Annotated in this window: 18 protein-coding genes; 10 read left to right on the forward strand and 8 right to left on the reverse strand. The window is 42.7% G+C overall.

Going from position 1 to position 19024, the window contains the following annotated elements; translation table 11 throughout:
- The first annotated feature begins 10 nt into the window (after nucleotides 1-10).
- The 6 genes from murC (at nucleotide 11) to lpxC (ending at nucleotide 6744) form a co-directional block, all read left to right on the forward strand.
- Nucleotides 11-1486 (forward strand): UDP-N-acetylmuramate--L-alanine ligase, encoded by a 1476-nt coding sequence (gene murC / locus ACGF49_RS17890; protein WP_113043366.1) that lies wholly within the window; start codon nucleotides 11-13, stop codon nucleotides 1484-1486.
- On the forward strand, nucleotides 1479-2399 hold the full coding sequence (locus ACGF49_RS17895) for a D-alanine--D-alanine ligase (protein WP_113043345.1): 921 nt from the start codon (nucleotides 1479-1481) through the stop codon (nucleotides 2397-2399). The genes murC and ACGF49_RS17895 overlap by 8 nt, the downstream gene beginning before the upstream one ends.
- Before the next feature lies 1 nt (nucleotide 2400).
- Entirely contained in the window at nucleotides 2401-3207 is an 807-nt protein-coding gene (gene ftsQ / locus ACGF49_RS17900; RefSeq protein ID WP_113043344.1) for a cell division protein FtsQ, read from the forward strand.
- Nucleotides 3208-3248: 41 nt separating this feature from the next.
- On the forward strand, nucleotides 3249-4505 hold the full coding sequence (gene ftsA / locus ACGF49_RS17905; protein WP_011147813.1) for a cell division protein FtsA: 1257 nt from the start codon (nucleotides 3249-3251) through the stop codon (nucleotides 4503-4505).
- Nucleotides 4506-4567: 62 nt separating this feature from the next.
- Complete coding sequence (gene ftsZ / locus ACGF49_RS17910) at nucleotides 4568-5728, forward strand: cell division protein FtsZ (RefSeq protein ID WP_113043343.1); 1161 nt, start codon at nucleotides 4568-4570, stop codon at nucleotides 5726-5728.
- Between the two features lie 98 nt (nucleotides 5729-5826).
- The gene (lpxC, locus tag ACGF49_RS17915; RefSeq protein WP_113043342.1) at nucleotides 5827-6744 is read left to right on the forward strand and encodes a UDP-3-O-acyl-N-acetylglucosamine deacetylase; all 918 of its coding nucleotides are present in this window, start codon (nucleotides 5827-5829) and stop codon (nucleotides 6742-6744) included.
- A 144-nt stretch (nucleotides 6745-6888) separates the two neighbouring features.
- Here the strand turns inward: lpxC and ACGF49_RS17920 are convergent, their stop codons facing one another.
- Nucleotides 6889-7416 carry a DUF721 domain-containing protein gene (locus ACGF49_RS17920; protein ID WP_113043341.1) on the reverse strand — a complete coding sequence of 176 codons (528 nt, stop codon included), beginning with the start codon at nucleotides 7414-7416 and terminating at the stop codon, nucleotides 6889-6891.
- 32 nt (nucleotides 7417-7448) lie between these two features.
- On the opposite strand from ACGF49_RS17920, the gene secM reads away from it, so the two are divergent.
- The 3 genes from secM (at nucleotide 7449) to mutT (ending at nucleotide 11273) form a co-directional block, all read left to right on the forward strand.
- Nucleotides 7449-7973 carry a secA translation cis-regulator SecM gene (gene secM, locus ACGF49_RS17925; protein WP_262977860.1) on the forward strand — a complete coding sequence of 175 codons (525 nt, stop codon included), beginning with the start codon at nucleotides 7449-7451 and terminating at the stop codon, nucleotides 7971-7973.
- Between the two features lie 83 nt (nucleotides 7974-8056).
- Entirely contained in the window at nucleotides 8057-10768 is a 2712-nt protein-coding gene (gene secA / locus ACGF49_RS17930; protein ID WP_113043339.1) for a preprotein translocase subunit SecA, read from the forward strand.
- 112 nt (nucleotides 10769-10880) lie between these two features.
- Nucleotides 10881-11273: an 8-oxo-dGTP diphosphatase MutT gene (gene mutT / locus ACGF49_RS17935; protein WP_113043338.1), complete on the forward strand. Its 393-nt coding sequence runs from the start codon at nucleotides 10881-10883 to the stop codon at nucleotides 11271-11273.
- Between the two features lie 38 nt (nucleotides 11274-11311).
- Here the strand turns inward: mutT and yacG are convergent, their stop codons facing one another.
- The 7 genes from yacG to nadC all read right to left on the reverse strand — a co-directional run bounded on the left by yacG (nucleotide 11312) and on the right by nadC (nucleotide 17208).
- Nucleotides 11312-11509 (reverse strand): DNA gyrase inhibitor YacG, encoded by a 198-nt coding sequence (yacG, locus tag ACGF49_RS17940; protein WP_113043337.1) that lies wholly within the window; start codon nucleotides 11507-11509, stop codon nucleotides 11312-11314.
- A gap of 30 nt (nucleotides 11510-11539) precedes the next feature.
- Complete coding sequence (zapD, locus tag ACGF49_RS17945) at nucleotides 11540-12292, reverse strand: cell division protein ZapD (protein ID WP_113043365.1); 753 nt, start codon at nucleotides 12290-12292, stop codon at nucleotides 11540-11542.
- The gene (coaE, locus tag ACGF49_RS17950) at nucleotides 12285-12908 is read right to left on the reverse strand and encodes a dephospho-CoA kinase (protein WP_262977861.1); all 624 of its coding nucleotides are present in this window, start codon (nucleotides 12906-12908) and stop codon (nucleotides 12285-12287) included. The genes zapD and coaE overlap by 8 nt, the downstream gene beginning before the upstream one ends.
- A gap of 103 nt (nucleotides 12909-13011) precedes the next feature.
- Nucleotides 13012-14211, reverse strand: coding sequence for a protein transport protein HofC (hofC, locus tag ACGF49_RS17955; RefSeq protein WP_112895349.1), 1200 nt, complete (start codon nucleotides 14209-14211; stop codon nucleotides 13012-13014).
- Between the two features lie 2 nt (nucleotides 14212-14213).
- Nucleotides 14214-15656, reverse strand: coding sequence for a type II secretion system protein GspE (gspE, locus tag ACGF49_RS17960; protein WP_113043335.1), 1443 nt, complete (start codon nucleotides 15654-15656; stop codon nucleotides 14214-14216).
- 41 nt (nucleotides 15657-15697) lie between these two features.
- Nucleotides 15698-16120 carry a prepilin peptidase-dependent pilin gene (gene ppdD / locus ACGF49_RS17965; protein WP_011147801.1) on the reverse strand — a complete coding sequence of 141 codons (423 nt, stop codon included), beginning with the start codon at nucleotides 16118-16120 and terminating at the stop codon, nucleotides 15698-15700.
- A 197-nt stretch (nucleotides 16121-16317) separates the two neighbouring features.
- A complete protein-coding gene (nadC, locus tag ACGF49_RS17970; protein WP_262977862.1) occupies nucleotides 16318-17208 on the reverse strand; it encodes a carboxylating nicotinate-nucleotide diphosphorylase in 891 nt (296 codons plus the stop codon).
- A 511-nt stretch (nucleotides 17209-17719) separates the two neighbouring features.
- On the opposite strand from nadC, the gene ampE reads away from it, so the two are divergent.
- Nucleotides 17720-18574, forward strand: coding sequence for a beta-lactamase regulator AmpE (gene ampE, locus ACGF49_RS17975; RefSeq protein WP_113043333.1), 855 nt, complete (start codon nucleotides 17720-17722; stop codon nucleotides 18572-18574).
- Nucleotides 18575-19024: the final 450 nt, after the last annotated feature.

A 19024-nucleotide genomic window follows, 5' to 3' on the forward strand; every position in this document is an offset into this window, starting at 1 on the left:
AGAAGAAAACGTGAATACACAACAACTGGCGAAATTAAGAGTTTTCGTGCCTGAGATGAGAAAAGTCAGGCACATCCACTTTGTTGGCATTGGTGGTGCTGGCATGGGGGGGATCGCCGAAGTGTTGGCTAATGAAGGTTATCAGATTAGTGGATCTGATTTGGCACCAAACCCGGTAACTCGTCAACTGACTAAGTTGGGCGCTCAGATTTATTTTAATCATCGTCCTGAAAATATACTGGATGCCAGTGTTGTTGTGGCTTCAAGCGCAATCTTGGCGGATAACCCGGAAATTGTTGCTGCTCGTGAGGCCCGAATTCCGGTTATTCGCAGAGCAGAGATGTTGGCAGAACTGATGCGCTACCGTCATGGTATTGCTATTGCCGGGACTCACGGTAAAACGACAACAACAGCGATGATTTCTAGCATCTATGCACAGGCTGGTTTAGATCCCACTTTTGTTAATGGTGGTTTAGTTAAAGCAGCAGGAACGCATGCTCGTCTTGGCAGTAGCCGTTATTTAATTGCGGAAGCTGACGAAAGTGATGCTTCTTTCTTGCATTTGCAGCCGATGGTGGCGGTCATTACGAATATCGAAGCAGACCATATGGATACCTATCATGGTGACTTCGAAAACTTGAAACAGACGTTTATCAACTTCTTGCACAACCTACCTTTTTACGGGCGTGCAGTCATGTGCATTGATGATCCGGTTGCCAAAGAGTTAATTCCTCGTGTTGGGCGCTATATCACGACGTATGGTTTTAGTGAGGACGCGGACGTACGTATCACCCATTATCAGCAAAAAGGTGCTCAGGGATATTTTACTGTTAGTCGTCAAGATATGGCAGATCTGAAAGTCGTATTGAATGCACCGGGCCGCCATAATGCGCTGAATGCGGCGGCAGCAGTGGCTGTTGCGACTGAGGAAGGGATTTCTGGCAGTGATATTTTGGCTGCGTTGGCAGGTTTTCAGGGAACCGGGCGCCGTTTTGATTTTTTGGGGAATTTTCCTCTGGAACATGTTAACGGCAAAGGTGGCAGTGCGATGTTGGTTGATGATTATGGTCATCATCCAACGGAAGTGGATGCAACCATTAAAGCCGCTCGCGCGGGCTGGCCGGATAAACGGATTGTGATGATATTTCAACCTCATCGTTATACCCGTACCCGTGATTTGTACGATGACTTTGCCAATGTATTGAATCAGGTAGATGTATTGCTGATGTTGGATGTTTACTCTGCGGGTGAAGTGGTTATTCCGGGGGCAGATAGTCGTTCGTTGTGCCGTACTATCCGTAGCCGCGGTAAGTTAGATCCGATTTTGGTCTCTGATCCGGCAAAGGTGACCGCTGCATTGGCACAGGTGCTGGATGGTAATGATTTAATTCTGGTTCAAGGGGCCGGCAATATAGGCAAAATAGCGCGTAATCTGGCTGAAACGAAATTACAGCCATCTTTGAATGAGGAAAAACACAATGGCTGAGAAAGTCGCGGTACTGTTGGGCGGAACTTCCGCTGAGCGTGAAGTTTCGCTGTTATCGGGACAAGCCGTGTTGGCTGGATTGAGAGAAGCGGGTATTGATGCATATCCAGTTGATACAAAAGATTTTCCTGTGACTCAACTTAAAGAAGCTGGATTTGAGAAAGTCTTTATCGCGCTTCATGGGCGTGGTGGGGAAGACGGTACTTTGCAAGGTGTATTGGAATTTTTGCAGTTACCCTATACCGGTAGTGGCGTGATGGCCTCTGCACTGTCAATGGATAAATTGCGTACAAAACAGTTATGGCAGGGAATTGGGTTGACTGTTTCGCCATATGTTTCAATTAATTCTCAGCAATTTGAACGATTGACTGATTCTCAACTCCAAGAATATGTAGCAGATTTAGGTTTGCCATTAATTGTTAAGCCAAGTCTGGAAGGTTCCAGTGTTGGTATGACTAAGGTTGATGAGATTTCAGAGTTGCGTGGCGCATTAGAGGCAGCGTTTCGTTATGACGTTGACTTGCTGGTAGAAAAATGGTTGAACGGCCCGGAATACACAGTAGCCATCCTTGGTGATGCGGCTTTACCTTCTATTCGTATTCAACCCGCTGCTGTTTTTTATGACTATGATGCAAAATATTGGTCTGAAGAAACACAATATTTTTGTCCAAGTGGCTTAAGTGATGAAAAAGAGCAGCAATTGACAGAACTGGCGCTTAAAGCTTATCAGTCAGTTGGATGCAGTGGTTGGGGGCGAGTTGATGTCATGATGGATACTGATGGTGATTTCTATCTGTTGGAAGTGAATACCTCTCCGGGGATGACCAGTCACAGCTTGGTGCCGATGGCTGCGCGTCAGGCTGGATTAAGTTTTTCACAGTTGGTGGTAAAGATTTTGGAGTTGGCTGATTGATATGTCTCAAGCGGCCCTGAAAGTGAGGGGACGGGATAATGAAAATAGCAGTTCCCGTCCTAGTAACGGCTCTTATCTGGCAGGGCTTATCTTCTTCCTGATGGTACTTGGGACCATTATTTGGGGAGGTTTGGCCGTCCTTAACTGGATGAAAGATGCTAACAGATTGCCTATTTCAAAATTGGTGGTAACGGGTGAGCGTCACTACACTACCAACGATGATATCCGGCAAGCAATTTTGTCATTAGGGCAACCGGGAACTTTCATGACGCAGGATGTGAATATCATTCAGCAACAAATTGAACGGATGCCGTGGATAAGGCAAGTCACTGTCCGCAAACAGTGGCCTGATGAACTGAGAATTCATCTGGTAGAATATATCCCTTATGTGCGCTGGAATGACACACAGATGCTGGATGCCGAAGGTCAGGTATTCAGCATTCCGGCTGAATGGGGAGCTAAAGGGTATTTCCCGATGCTTTATGGCCCACAAGGCAGTGAAAAAGAAGTACTTGATGGTTACCGAGCCATGGCTAAACTTCTCGCTGCCAATAAACTGAAATTAAAAGCGGCGGCAATGACTGCGCGTCGTTCCTGGCAACTGACTCTGGATAATGGTATCCAGCTAAAGCTGGGAAGAATGGATGCAACAGGCCGTATTAAACGTTTTATCGAGCTTTATCCGCTGTTACAGCAGAACACAGAGAAAAGGGTAGATTATGTGGATTTGCGTTATGACAGTGGTGCCGCGGTAGGTTGGGCATCTTTACCAATGGGTGATCCTAATGCTCCGGTCAAAGGGCAATAAACAATTACTGGCAATAATTATATGAGGCAGGCAGAACAACGATGATCAAATCGACGGACAGAAAATTAGTAGTTGGCCTAGAGATTGGCACAGCAAAGGTATCTGCCCTTGTTGGTGAAATTCTGCCCGATGGTATGGTTAATATTATCGGGGTGGGAAGCTGTCCATCCCGTGGTATGGATAAAGGCGGTGTAAACGACCTAGAGTCGGTTGTTAAATGTGTACAGCGGGCTATCGATCAGGCTGAATTGATGGCAGATTGTCAAATTTCCTCTGTTTATCTGGCGTTATCTGGAAAACATATCAGTTGTCAGAATGAAATCGGGATGGTTCCTATTTCCGAAGAGGAAGTTACTCAGGAAGATGTGGACAATGTTGTTCATACTGCCAAATCAGTTCGTGTACGTGATGAATACCGAATACTGCATGTTATTCCGCAAGAATATGCTATCGATTATCAGGAAGGCATTAAAAATCCGGTGGGGCTTTCCGGTGTGCGTATGCAGGCGAAAGTTCACTTGATTACCTGTCATAATGATATGGCGAAGAATATTGCAAAAGCCGTTGAACGCTGTGGCTTGAAAGTCGATCAGCTTATTTTTTCCGGGTTGGCTGCCAGCTATGCTGTTTTGACCGAAGACGAGCGTGAATTGGGCGTTTGCGTGGTAGATATTGGCGGAGGGACGATGGATATTGCGGTGTATACCGGCGGAGCGCTGCGTCATACCAAAGTTATTCCTTATGCCGGTAACGTTGTCACCAGTGATATTGCTTATGCCTTTGGTACGCCACCAAGCGATGCGGAAACGATAAAAGTACGCCACGGTTGTGCACTAGGTTCGTTGGTCAGCAAAGATGAAAGTGTGGAGGTACCTAGTGTCGGTGGACGCCCACCACGTAGCTTACAGCGTCAGACGTTGGCTGAAGTCATTGAGCCGCGTTACATCGAATTACTGAATTTAGTGAATGATGAAATCTTGCGATTGCAGGAACAGTTACGCCAGCAGGGGGTTAAACACCATCTGGCTGCGGGTATTGTCTTGACTGGCGGTGGTGCTCAGATTGATGGTTTGGCTGAATGCGCTCAGCGTGTGTTCCATGCTCAGGTGCGTATCGGTCAACCTCTTAATATTACTGGTCTGACGGACTATGCGCAGCAACCCTATTATTCAACAGCGGTAGGGTTGCTGCATTACGGAAAAGCCTCTCATCTTAATGGTGATGCGGATATTGAAAAACATGTTTCAGTGAGCCGTTGGTTTAAGAGAGTCAGTAGCTGGCTGAAAAAAGAGTTTTAATTTTATACAGAGACTACATCTATTTTTAGTCTCGATATAAAGGCATAAAGCGGAGAGAAACTATGTTTGAACCAATAGAATTAACCAATGACGCGGTGATTAAGGTCATCGGCGTCGGCGGCGGCGGCGGTAACGCTGTTGAGCACATGGTGCGTGAACGCATCGAAGGTGTTGAATTCTTTGCAGTAAATACGGATGCTCAGGCATTGCGTAAAACTGCTGTCGGCCAGACTATCCAGATTGGTAATGGTATTACTAAAGGTTTGGGGGCGGGTGCAAACCCGGAGGTTGGTCGTACTGCTGCTCAAGAAGATCGGGATGCATTGCGTACTGCGCTTGATGGTGCGGATATGGTATTTATCGCTGCCGGTATGGGCGGTGGTACCGGTACTGGCGCCGCGCCTGTGGTGGCTGAGATTGCAAAAGAGCTGGGAATTTTGACAGTTGCTGTGGTGACTAAGCCTTTCAATTTCGAAGGTAAGAAACGTATGGCGTTTGCCGAACAAGGGATCACTGAATTGTCCAAGCATGTGGATTCATTGATTACTATCCCTAACGACAAACTGTTAAAAGTACTTGGCCGCGGCATTTCACTACTGGACGCTTTCGGCGCAGCTAATGATGTTTTGAAAGGGGCGGTTCAGGGTATCGCTGAACTGATCACGCGTCCAGGTCTAATGAATGTTGACTTTGCTGATGTGCGTACCGTGATGTCCGAAATGGGCTACGCTATGATGGGTTCCGGTATTGCGCAGGGTGAAGATCGTGCGGAAGAAGCTGCTGAGATGGCGATATCCAGCCCATTGCTGGAAGATATCGACTTGTCAGGCGCTCGTGGTGTTCTGGTTAACATTACTGCTGGCTTTGATCTGCGTTTGGATGAGTTCGAAACAGTGGGTAACACGATCCGTGCATTTGCATCTGATAATGCAACCGTCGTGATCGGTACTTCTTTGGATCCAGACATGAATGATGAGTTGCGTGTGACTGTGGTTGCCACGGGTATTGGTATGGATAAACGCCCTGAAATTACGTTGGTTACCAATAAGTCTTCTCAGTCAAGTGTAATGGAACACCGTCATCAGCAAATGCCTGGCGGTATGTCTTCATTGTCTGAAGAAAATAAACCAGCAGCAAAAGTGGTGAATGACCAAAACGTACAAACTAGCAAGGAGCCCGATTATTTGGATATTCCTGCATTTTTGCGTAAACAGGCCGATTAATAGCTAAAAAATTGGATTCTCCGCTTTTTGTGCTAAACTTGCCCGCCAATCATAGTGTATAGTGGTTGGCAGGATGGATAACATTGCGAGATAAAACGATGATCAAACAAAGGACACTTAAACGTATTGTTCAGGCGACTGGTGTCGGTCTACATACCGGCAAAAAAGTCACGCTAACAATGCGCCCAGCACCGGCTAACACCGGGGTCATCTATCGCCGCACTGACTTGAATCCACCGGTTGATTTTCCGGCAGATGCAAAATCCGTGCGTGATACTATGCTTTGTACTTGCCTGGTAAATGAGCATGACGTGCGAATCTCAACGGTTGAGCACCTGAATGCAGCGCTTGCGGGGTTAGGTATCGATAATATTATTATCGAAGTTGATGCGCCAGAAATTCCCATTATGGATGGTAGTGCCAGCCCGTTTGTTTTCCTGCTGCTGGATGCGGGTATTGAAGAGCTGAACACATCTAAAAAATTCCTGCGTATTAAGGAAACCGTGCGTGTGGAGGAGGGGGATAAGTGGGCAGAGATGGCACCTTATAATGGTTTCAGCTTGGATTTCACTATTGATTTCAATCACCCTGCGATTGATTCAAGCACTCAAAGTTACTGTCTGGATTTCTCGGCAGAAGCGTTTGTTCGTCAAATCAGTCGTGCACGTACATTTGGCTTTATGCGTGATATTGAGTACTTACAATCTAAAGGGTTGTGTTTAGGTGGCAGCTTTGATTGTGCGATTGTTGTTGATGACTATCGTGTGCTTAATGAAGATGGCTTGCGTTTTGAAGACGAATTTGTTCGCCATAAAATGCTGGATGCAATTGGTGATCTGTTTATGTGTGGCTATAACATCATTGGCGCATTTACTGCGTTCAAATCTGGTCATGCGTTGAACAATAAACTATTGCAGGCAGTTCTGGCGCAAGAAAGTGCATGGGAGCTGACTACTTTCGAAGATGAAGCTGAAATGCCATTGGCTTTTCGTGCTCCATCAACTGTAATGGCATAACTCTCTAGTATGCTGATAATAATTCAATGATATATCAGTGGGTTATGTTATCAGTGGTTTTGTTCTCGCTGATGTTTTTTACTCGGCGTCAACACTATTCAGCGTTAGCACTTATCAGCGTTAGCACTTAAATTTATTTAGCGTTTATCGCTTAGTCGTTTTAGCTGTACTGGCACTCTCTCCGGCCAGTGCAGCTAGTCGTTCTAATCTTTCCTTCAGCTTTTTTGGACTACGGTTCGCTAGCATTATTAATTCTTTCGCACTCTCTTGACTTAACTGACGTGTCGGTAAAGTTTTATGCTCATCGCTCATCGTTTTTGCGAAGCTCTGCGCACTATTGCCATGCTTAATCATGAGTGATGGGTTAATCCTGATGTCGATAGATGACAATGATGGTAGAATTTCGCTTCTTAGTGTAGAAAGCAGCGTTGGCAGCTCGTAACGCAATCTGGTCATCCAACTGGCGTTTCCTGCTTCCAGTACCAGAATTTGTTTGCGATAATTAGCGACCCGGCACCACGGATGTAATTGTGCGGGAAGCAAGCTGACAACGGCACGGTTAAGTTTTAACAAAGCGAAGGCACGTTGCTGGATAACATGAAGCGGGCTTTTCTCAACGGCGGCGGCGTCTTCAAAAAGAACATCTAATGATTGTGGGCGGCTATCGCGCATAATGAAAGTAGCTCCGGTATGATGAAGGATTAATGGGTATTCTAAATCTTTGGCGACAATTTGGCAGACGTTATTTCTGGTCACATCTGTTATTAGGGGTGGTTGCGGCAAGTATTGGCGTTCCTACCATTTTAGCGGGTGTTCCCGATAATATTTCACAAGCTAATACCTCGCCTAGCCAGAGTTGGCAAAATCAGGCTTTATCGGCTTTTGATAATCTATTCTCATTGCAGAATGTTCAACACCAGCCAGCCAATGGCGTTAATTACTGGCAACAACATGCTGTACGTAACGTGATCAGACAGCTTTCTTTTGCTTTTTCTGTTTCGCAACCTATGAGTGATGAAACAGCAAAACAAAGTATCCGGTTAAGTTCTTCCAGTATTCAGCAGCTTGTTCTGGAAACCCTGAATACACTATTAATTCGGGAACCTAAGCCACCTGAACCAGTTTTAGATATACCGTTCCTGAATGTTGTATCACAATCTTCTTATACTCCGACGTTTTGGATTGCTAAAGCCCAAGGTATCCGTGCAGGTCCTACTGCTTACCTCTGAATCTTCGTTTTTTTACAAATTTTCGAAATAAATAACTATTTGCTGGCTGCGAGATAACGGCCTTATCTGAGATGTAATTGATTATGCTGATTAAATTATTAACAAAGGTTTTTGGTAGTCGTAATGACCGTACACTGCGTCGTATGCGTAAAGTTGTTGATGTCATCAACCGCATGGAGCCAGAGTTTGAAAAATTGTCTGATGATGAATTGAAGGGTAAAACAGTCGAATTCCGTGCCCGTTTGGAAAAAGGCGAATCGCTGGAAAATCTGTTACCTGAAGCGTTTGCAACAGTACGTGAAGCAAGTAAGCGCGTGTTTGCTATGCGTCATTTCGACGTTCAGTTACTGGGTGGTATGGTTCTGAATGAACGTTGCATTGCGGAGATGCGCACTGGTGAAGGTAAAACACTGACAGCGACTTTGCCTGCTTATTTGAATGCATTAACTGGGCATGGTGTTCACGTAGTCACAGTGAATGATTATCTGGCGCAGCGTGATGCCGAAAATAACCGCCCATTGTTTGAATTTCTGGGATTGAGTGTTGGTATTAACCTGCCAGGTATGCCGGCACCCGTTAAACGCCAGGCATATGCTGCGGATATTACCTATGGTACTAACAACGAATATGGCTTTGACTATCTTCGTGACAACATGGCATTTAGCCCGGAAGAGCGTGTTCAGCGTAAGCTACATTACGCGCTAGTGGATGAAGTTGACTCCATTCTGATTGACGAAGCGCGGACGCCATTGATTATCTCTGGCCCTGCTGAAGATAGTTCTGAGTTTTATATCAAAGTCAATAAGTTGATCCCTAAATTGATTCGTCAGGAAAAAGAGGATTCAGAGACTTTCCAGGGAGAAGGCCATTTTTCTGTCGACGAAAAGTCCCGTCAGGCTAACTTGACGGAACGCGGTTTAGTTTTGATTGAACAATTACTGGCAGAAGCCAACTTGATGGAAGAAGGTGAATCCCTATATTCGCCAACCAATATCATGTTAATGCACCATGTTACAGCCGCACTACGTGCCCATGTGCTGTTTACCCGTGATGTTGACTATATCGTGAAAGATGGTGAAGTCATTATTGTTGATGAGCATACGGGCCGTACTATGCAGGGGCGTCGCTGGTCTGATGGATTGCATCAGGCTGTTGAAGCTAAAGAGGGTGTAGAAATTCAGAATGAAAACCAAACGTTAGCTTCAATTACCTTCCAAAACTACTTCCGGTTGTATGAAAAACTGGCGGGTATGACCGGTACGGCAGATACAGAAGCGTTTGAGTTTAGCTCTATTTATAAGCTTGATACCATTGTGGTTCCGACAAACCGTCCAATGATCCGTAATGATTTGCCAGATCTGGTTTATATGACCGAAGCTGAAAAAATTGAAGCTATCATTGAAGATATCCGAGAACGTACCAGCAAGGGGCAACCTGTATTGGTGGGAACTATTTCTATTGAAAAATCTGAACTGGTTTCCCGTGAACTGACTAACGCGGGTATCGAGCACAACGTACTTAACGCCAAATTTCATGCAATGGAAGCGGACATTATTGCTCAGGCTGGTCAAGCGAGTACGGTAACCATTGCAACTAATATGGCGGGTCGTGGTACAGATATTGTGCTAGGCGGTAGTTGGCAGGCAGAAATTGCTAAACTGACAGAGTCCACAGAAGCTCAGATTGAAGAGATTAAAGCCGCATGGCAGGAGCGTCATGACATGGTTCTGGCGGCGGGTGGTTTGCATATTATCGGTACGGAGCGTCATGAGTCTCGTCGTATTGATAATCAGTTACGCGGGCGTTCCGGGCGTCAAGGGGATGCGGGATCATCCCGTTTCTATTTATCAATGGAAGACTCACTGATGCGTATTTTTGCCTCTGATCGTGTCACTGGCATGATGCGTAAACTGGGTATGAAACCGGGTGAGGCGATTGAACATCCGTGGGTAACTAAAGCCATTGCTAATGCTCAGCGTAAAGTGGAGAGCCGTAACTTCGATATACGTAAGCAATTGTTAGAATACGATGATGTTGCTAACGATCAGCGCCGTGCTATTTATACTCAGCGTAACGACTTACTGGATGTGAGTGATGTTAGTGAAACCATTGGTAGCATTCGTGAAGATGTATTTAAAGCAACCATCGATGCTTATATTCCCCCTCAATCTCTGGAAGAGATGTGGGATGTGGAAGGTTTGCAGCAACGTTTAGTGACTGATTTCGATTTAGAGTTGCCGATCAAAGAGTGGTTGGATAAAGAGCCTGAGTTACACGAAGAGACGTTGCGTGAGCGTATCCTTGAACAGGCTGTTGAAGTCTATAGACGTAAAGAAGAGATTGTTGGCATTGAAATGATGCGTAATTTCGAAAAAGGTATCATGTTACAGACTCTGGATATGTTGTGGAAAGAGCATCTGGCAGCAATGGATTACCTACGTCAGGGGATCCATCTCCGTGGTTATGCTCAGAAAGATCCAAAACAGGAATATAAACGTGAATCTTTCGCTATGTTTGCAAACATGCTGGAATCGCTGAAATATGAAGTGATTAGTACATTGAGCAAAGTTCAAGTGAGATTGCCGGAAGAAGTAGAGGCATTGGAGCAGCAGCGCCGGGCGGAAGCTGAACGCTTGGCAAGGCAACAGCAATTAAGCCATGAGGTTGAAAAAGGCGCATTGATGTCTACAACAGAAGCTCAGATTGCCAGTGGAGCTCGTAAAGTAGGCCGTAATGATCCTTGTCCTTGTGGATCGGGTAGAAAATATAAACATTGCCACGGGCGCTTGCAGTAACAATGAAAAGGCGGGAAACCGCCTTTTTACTGTTAGTTTTAAGTGAGCAACGTTGGATATAGCATTTGGTTGTTGAGCAATCAAAAAGAATAGATGAAGAAGTAAGGGTAATATGGAAAAGAAACACCTGCATATAGCCGCTGGGATTATCAGAAATACGCAACATGAAATTTTTATTACTCAGCGTCATGCTGATGTCCATATGGGTGGTTTCTGGGAATTCCCTGGTGGGAAAGTTGAGAAAGAAGAAACGCCTGAACAGGCTTTAATACGTGAGTTACAGGAAGAAATTGGTATTACAGTTACTCATTATGAGCTGGTAAAAACGGTTGAACATGATTTTCCTGACAGGTTGATTACCCTGTATTTCTTCTTGGTGGATGAATGGGAAAATGAACCTTTCGGTAAAGAAGAGCAACTTTCTCGGTGGGTATTACAGAAAGATTTAATTGCTGATGAATTCCCGCCTGCTAATCGTAGCATTGTTGCATTACTTACCGCTTGAGTTGTCAATAGCCGCATTATTAATAACGCGGCTATTTATTATTGCTCAGGTTGTCCACTCCAATCATCACTATCGGAGTTTTCATTTTGGCTTGGTATCCGTTTCTCTTCATTTGCCCACTGGCCTAAGTCAATTAATTGACAGCGTTTACTGCAAAATGGGCGATATGGGCTTATTTTTCCCCAAACCACAGTCTTACCACATGTTGGACATTCAATCGTGAGTAATTCAGACATAATAATTTTCCTGATAATTAGTTCGTAATATTAACAGCATGCCAATTCAAATGGTAAATGAGTTGGCACGGAGCCTTTTTCACTATCTAATGGTAAAAAACGGATAGCAAAGCGGGTCTTATGACCGGAAATTTGGGGAAACAATAAAGGTGTTAATGGCAAACGTAATCTTAGTAAATCTGCGCCTTCTGCTGTATTCTGATGGAAACCGTTTTTACTGATTTCTGAACGAAAAATAGCAGATTGGCGGATGAGTTCTAAAATACTTTCCAGGGCTTGTTGGAGAGGTAGCAAACTATCAATCCAGAATGCGACCATTTTATCTCTTTCTGATTGTGGTAAGTGAAGCCATAGATGTAGGGTGGGTAGATCAAAACCACAGCAGCCACTGGGAATACTGAGACGCTGGCGCACCAGGCTGATAATTTTATCTTCTTTAAGGGATTGCCCCAGCCGTGGAGCTTTACTTAATGCGATAGCTCGCTCTTTCAATTTTAATCTGAAGCTATTGACGATATTAATATCAACATCGGGTATTTCAGCCCATTGTTTTAATTTTGCCTGTTGGCGTTCTAATTCTTTTAGCAATTCAGAACGTACTTCCCCACGTTCTAGTACTTCAAGTAGCTCAGTCACAGTGCGGAAGAAGGCGAGGCTGCTTGCTAGTGAGTCTAGATGGCGTTGACTGGTGAGTTGTTGCAGAGAAGATTCAATTCTCAACCATGCCCGCATTTTTTCATTCAGAGGGTGTTCAAAAATGATTGTAGAAGTTGTGTCACTTATCATGATTATCCTGCTTGGCTGATCCAGCTAACTTTAAATATTGTTGATGTAGTTCGGCAACACGAGGAGCAATTGCCTGTACGTTATCATGATTTGAGATAATGTCATCGGCATAAGCCAGCCTCTCGCTACGGGATGCCTGGGCAGCTAAAATATTTTCAACCTGTTGGTTGCTAATGCCATCACGAGTGGCTACCCGGCTGATTTGTAATTCAGGTGAAACGTCAACGACTAAAATCCGATCTGCCAAATGCCTTAAATTATTTTCGACTAATAATGGAATAACCCAAATAACATAAGGTGCCGTTATCTGTTCTAATTGCCGTCGGGTTTCTTGATGTATTAGAGGGTGAAGAAGTTGATTAACCCACTGTTTTTTTTGATTGTTTGTGAATATTTTCTGGCGTAACAGTGCTCGGTTAAGGTTACCATCGGGTGTCAATATGTCATGACCAAAGTGTTCTGAAATGGTTTGTAAGGCAGGTGTTCCAGGAGCAACGACTTCTCTGGCAATAATATCTGCGTCAACAAGAGGAACACCAAGCGCTGCAAAAGCATTGGCGATGGTGGTTTTACCGCTGCCAATCCCACCTGTGAGTGCAATAATATAAGTCATCCTATCCCTTAATATTACTTGATACTATTTCGGGATTGTAACCGAAAGGGGGCAGATGACCTAGAGACAAAGCGACAGAATCATTTTTGCTTTAGGTGAGTCTTTAGGTGAGTATTGTACCCAGTTGAAAAATGGGTAAATACATTGCGAGCAATAGCGTACCGACAATAATTGCTATTATGACTATAAGTATTGGTTCTAGTAACTGGGTCATATTATCAGAAATCTCCAATGCTTGTTGTTGGTACCAATTAGCGAGATTGCCTAATAATAGCTCCAGATTGCCAGATTCTTCACCAACACTGACAAACTGCTGACACAGAGCAGGAAAACAAGATTGTTGTTTCAGTGTTTCGCTCATTGGTACCCCTTGATTAATTTGAGCTCGTAAGAATTTAGTCGCTTGCAGAAATACCGGATGATTTATTGATGCAATAGCACTGTCTAACCCTGCGGTGAGTGTTAGGCCGGCTTTTTGTGTCATAAACAGAATATGGAAAAGTTGTCCTAATTGCTGACAACTAATTAATTTTGCAATAACGGGTAAACGTAACATTAGATTTTTTTCACGAGTAATCCATATTGTATGGCGTTGACGTAATTGTAGATAAAATAGAAACAGTATAATTAATCCAATAACACCATAGCCACCATATTGAATCAGCCAGTTGGAAGTGATTAATAAACTGCGGGTGAGCAGAGGAAGCTGTGCATCAAATGAATGATAAATATGTTCAAATTCAGGTAAAACAAAAATAAGCATCAATAAAATAATGATGCTGGCAACAATGGTAATAATCAGAGGATAACGCAGTGCTTTTGCTATTTTCTTCTGTAACTTATCTTGTTGCTCCTGTTGTTTAACCAATAATTGACAGCAGACTTCTAATTGCCCGGTTAATTCACCAACAGAAATAAGTTGACAAAATAAAGGTGGGAATAGAAATGGATAATTTTTTAATGAGGAGGAAAATGATTCTCCACGGGTAATTTTCTTGCTAATATCTAATAATACACAGTGCCATAATGGATGAGCACATTCTCGAATAAGAATGTTGAGGCAATTCAGTAATGGCATTCCTGATGATAATAGTGTTGCCAATTGACGAATGAAATTCAAACGGTAGGCAATTTGTTGTTGATGATAAAATATCAATTTTTCACATTTTATATTATAAGGTTGCAATCCAGAATGAATAAGCTGATGATATAAAACTTTCCTGTTATCACATAGTGATTTCCCTTTTGATATTTCGCCTTTGTTGTTCACTGCTTGCCAATTATAAAGATAATGGATTTTCATTACTATTCCTGACCTGTGACTTGATAAATTTCTTCTAATGTCGTGATACCTTGTTCCACTAATAAAATACCGGATGAAAGTAAAGTGTCTTTTCTTTGAGCCATAATGGTTTTTTGCACATTTTTAGGATTCTGTTCTGATAATATTTGTTGAATATCATAAGTTATTTCTAAGAATTCATAAATAGCCGTTCGGCCATAATAACCGGAGAAACAATGCTCACAACCAACTGCTAACCATTGCTTAATGAATAGAGAATTATTTTCAATATTAATAATGGTTTCTTCTGTTTGTTGCTTGCGGCAATGAAGACATAATTTTCTGACAAGTCGTTGGGCGATAATTAATTTGATACAAGAAGCAGCCATATAACCTGAAATACCCAGATTTTGTAGGCGCGATAATGTATCTATGGTTGAATTAGTATGCAATGTGGAAAGAACCAAATGACCTGTTTGTGCCGCTTTTACTGAAATTTCGGCTGTTTCGCCATCACGTATTTCTCCTACCATAATGACATCAGGATCTTGGCGCAATAGTGCCCGTAATACTTTGGCAAAATTGAGCTCGATTTTGCTATTAGTTTGTGTCTGATTAATGCCATTCAGTGGGATCTCGACGGGATCTTCTACACTACAAATATTCTTTTTATTCTGATCCAGATATTGTAAGCAGCTATATAAAGTTACGGTTTTCCCACTACCCGTTGGACCAGTCACTAAAATCATTCCTTGTGGTAATGCGAGTTTTTGTCGGAGCTGATTTAATAATGGGTCAGGAATACCTAATTGATCTAACGATAATTGCTGCATTGTATTTAATATTCTAAGCACAACTTTTTCTCCGTGTATGGTTGGCAAAGTTGCCATACGGATAGCATAGTTGTGTCGGGTGTCAGACCAATCAAATTGTCCATCTTGAGGTAACCGTTTTTCAGCAATATTCAATTTCGCCATTATTTTAAGGCGTGCGGCAATGCTTGCATTCATTTGATGAGATGGCGAAGACAAGAGGTGTAATGCGCCATCAACCCGGATACGGATACGATAACCCTGTTGGAAGGGTTCAAAATGAATATCGGATGCACGCCGTTGAATTGCAGTTAATAAAGTTTGATTAATAAGTTGAATGACGGGGGCATCATTTTCATCTGTATTGATATCAGCTTTAAGTGGTAATAGAGAGGATTCTTCCTCTGGTGCATGACTCAGTGAAATATTTTGATGTAATACTGATTCGATCCTTGCCAGTGGCCAAATTTCTACATTAACAATACATCCGGAAATAAAGCGTAATGCTGATAATAAATCATCATTGGGTAATTCGCTGCTGGCAATTGTTATCGTATTATCATCTTTTTTTATCACAACAGATTGGTGGCGTTGACAAATATCATGAATTTCTTTTTCCATTAATGTATTTTCCGTTGCTGAAAGTGAGTTCATTGTTGTTTCCTGGGTAAATGTGTATTGATAAGAGTAATGAATTAAAATTCAAATATTTCCTGACAACGACTTTTTAATGAATTGTTTGTCGATTCACATTTAATATTCCATTTAATTATACCTGTTTGTGTATTTTGTGTCGGCTTTAATGTAACGCTGAGGTTTTTAAGACTCTGTTTACCGTTAATGGTAACTTCCCCATTTTTAACTGAAATGTTATCGATATATCTGCTGTTATGTTCTTTTGGAATTGACACTGCTCCTGCATTGCAACCATTGAAATCTTCAGTTTCAAAACCGCAAAGTTCTATCCCTGATTTATAAGGTACAATATTTTGTAGTATATCTGTTAAAGCGGCTTTCTGGATATATCCTTGATAACTAGGAATACCAATGGCACTTAAGATGGAAATGATAGCAATAGCAACCATGATCTCCATTAAAGTAAATCCTTGTTGTTTCATATTTTTTCTCCGTGTTGTGGTATTGCGATATAGAGAATGAAGGAAAGAGAAAAAAATGAAATAGGATATATGAAGGTTATGGAATTGACTCGAAAAAGAATTTTTGGATTGCAAGGTTTGCAAAAATATTTACGGTGGTGTTCGCAAATTTGCTAGTTACTCATTGCTGATTTACACCACCATCAATATTATTATTGCTAATTAAAGCGCATGGAGAGATCTAATGCTCTAATATGTTTGGTGAGTGCTCCAACAGAAATAAAATCGATGCCTGTTTCAGCATAGCTGCGCAAAGTATCCAGGGTGATATTACCGGATACTTCTAAAGCGACTTTACCTGATGTGATAGCGACGGCTTCTTTCATCATTGGAATAGTAAAATTATCTAGCATAATAATATCAACATTAGCTTTGAGTGCCAGAATGAGTTCATCTAGCGTTTCTACTTCGACTTCAACAGGGACATTAGGGTGAGAATAACGAGCTTTATCTACTGCCTGTTTAATAGAGCCATTGGCAATAATATGGTTTTCTTTAATAAGGAAAGCATCAAATAATCCGAGGCGGTGATTATTACCACCTCCACAAAGTACAGCATATTTTAAGGCGGTGCGTAATCCTGGTAGCGTTTTGCGTGTATCAAGTAATTGAGTTTTTAAACCGGTAAGACAGTGAACATAATGACGGACTTCCGTTGCAACGCCAGAGAGAGTTTGAATAAAGTTAAGGGCGGTGCGTTCACCGGTCAGTAATATCTGTGCTGGGCCTCGTAATATGCAAAGTTTTTGGTTAGCTGTAATCGCATCACTATCTTTGACTAACCATTCAATGGAGATTTGGTCGCCTAATTGAGTAAAAACTTCATTCAACCATTGTTGTCCACAGAAAATGCCATCTTCCCGAGTGATAATGACAGCGGTGGCTTGTTTATCTGCGGGAATTAATTGGCCGGTAATATCAGAGGTGAAATTTGTATTTCCGCCCAGATCTTCTTTTAGTGCGAGGGTTACACTGGCAGGAATGTCGTTCTGCAAGTGTTCCATAAGAACTGCACGGCGCTGATCTACATTGTAATTTTGTTTTGTCATTAAAAAGCTCCAGAGGTGATAACAATATTGATGGTCTTAACATGCTACCCTGTTGTGTAGTGAACAACTACTATCTTGGTTTTATCATCTAGATTAAGGAAAAGAAAAAATGTGGTTGCATGATGAATTGAGTTAGAAAAATTCTTTCACACGATTTGTGCCCACAGGTGAGCAACTGTTTTATTGGTTATTCATCGTATTAGTTTGTCTCCGGGAAAGCTTTGTTGTACTGACACAATGGCTTATAGGTAGACCCGGATATATACCCTATGGATTTCAAGATGCATCGCGGCGGCAAGGGAGCGAATCCCCGGGAGCATAGATAACTATGTGACCGGGGTGAGTGAGTGCAGCCAACAAAGAGGTAACTTGAAAGATGACGGGTATAGGAAGGGCTGGATATAAAAGAGCATATCACTGGCTATAATGATGTTGTTCTGGGAAGAAAAATTGATCTGGGACTTTATTTCGATTGGACACATTACCAGCAATTGTTACAGGAGCAGAAAGAATGACTCTCTTTATACTGTTGTTAGTGTTGGCGTGGGAACGAGTTTTTAAAATGGGTGACCATTGGCAATTGGAGCACCGTCTTGAGCCATTATTTACCGGTATGAAATCCTTTTCGTTATGGAAAAGTCTTTTGATGACGTTAGCAGTCATGCTGATAACATGGTTACTGATTGAAATATTAAATGATTTTATGTTCGGTGTTCTTGAACTGGTGTTATGGGTGTTCATTTGTTTGCTGTGCATTGGAGCGGGGCGCTTACGGCATGACTATCGTGAATATTTTCGTACTGTTCATCAGGATGATAGGGAACAACAAAGGGAATATCTTACGCGTCTCGTAATTATTCATGGTTTACCCTCTGATGCCAGCAAAGAGAATATGTTGCGAGAGATACAAAATGCGTTGTTATGGATAAATTTTCGCTATTATCTGGCGCCGATTTTTTGGTTGATTGTAGCGGGTAAATTAGGTCCGGTTGTTTTGATGGGATATGGCTTTTTGAGAGCTTATCAGGGATGGTTAGCGCAATATGGTACTTCGGTTCAGCGTGCGCAATCTGGTGTTGATAGCTTGTTGCATTGGTTGGATTGGGTTCCTGCTCGTCTGGCGGGTGTTGCCTATGCTTTATTAGGGCATGGTGAACGGGCTTTACCGGCGTGGGTTGCTTCTCTTAGTGATTTAAGAACTTCACAATATAAAGTGCTCTGTCAGCTTGCTCAGTTTTCATTAAGTCGCGAGCCTCATCTTGATTCAATTCAAACGCCTGTTGCAGCGGTGATATTGGCGAAAAAGGTGACTTTTTCTATCATTGTTGTCGTTGCTTTACTGACGATTTATGGGGCATTGGTTTGATTCGTTGTCTTAATGACTCTGATTTGTCGAAGTTTCATCAAATTAATCACTCTATACCCTATGGATTTCAAGATGCATCGCGACGGCAAAGGAGCGAATCCCCGGGAGCATAGATAACTATGTGACCGGGGTGAGCGAGTGCAGCCAACAAAGAGGCAACTTGAAAGATGACGGGTATATAAGGAGTCATTTAACTTATCTAGGGTTGTCGGCTAGCTTGTTGCAGCGCCGGTAGGCGCTGCAACAAGCAGATTATTGACAAAGTGCTGGTTTTTTATCCGGCATTTTGTTTTAATTAAGTTCCGTTCACTCAACGGAGCTTGCCACCATGTTAAGACCCCCCCCTCTCCAGACTTTCCCGCCAGAAACGCTCTCGCTTGACGAGCTGGTCCCTAAAAATCATTTGGTCCGTCAAGTCGATGCTGCCATTGATTTCGAATTTATCCGCGA

It is taken from the genome of Photorhabdus sp. RM96S (assembly GCF_042879335.1).
Lineage (GTDB): Bacteria > Pseudomonadota > Gammaproteobacteria > Enterobacterales > Enterobacteriaceae > Photorhabdus > Photorhabdus kayaii.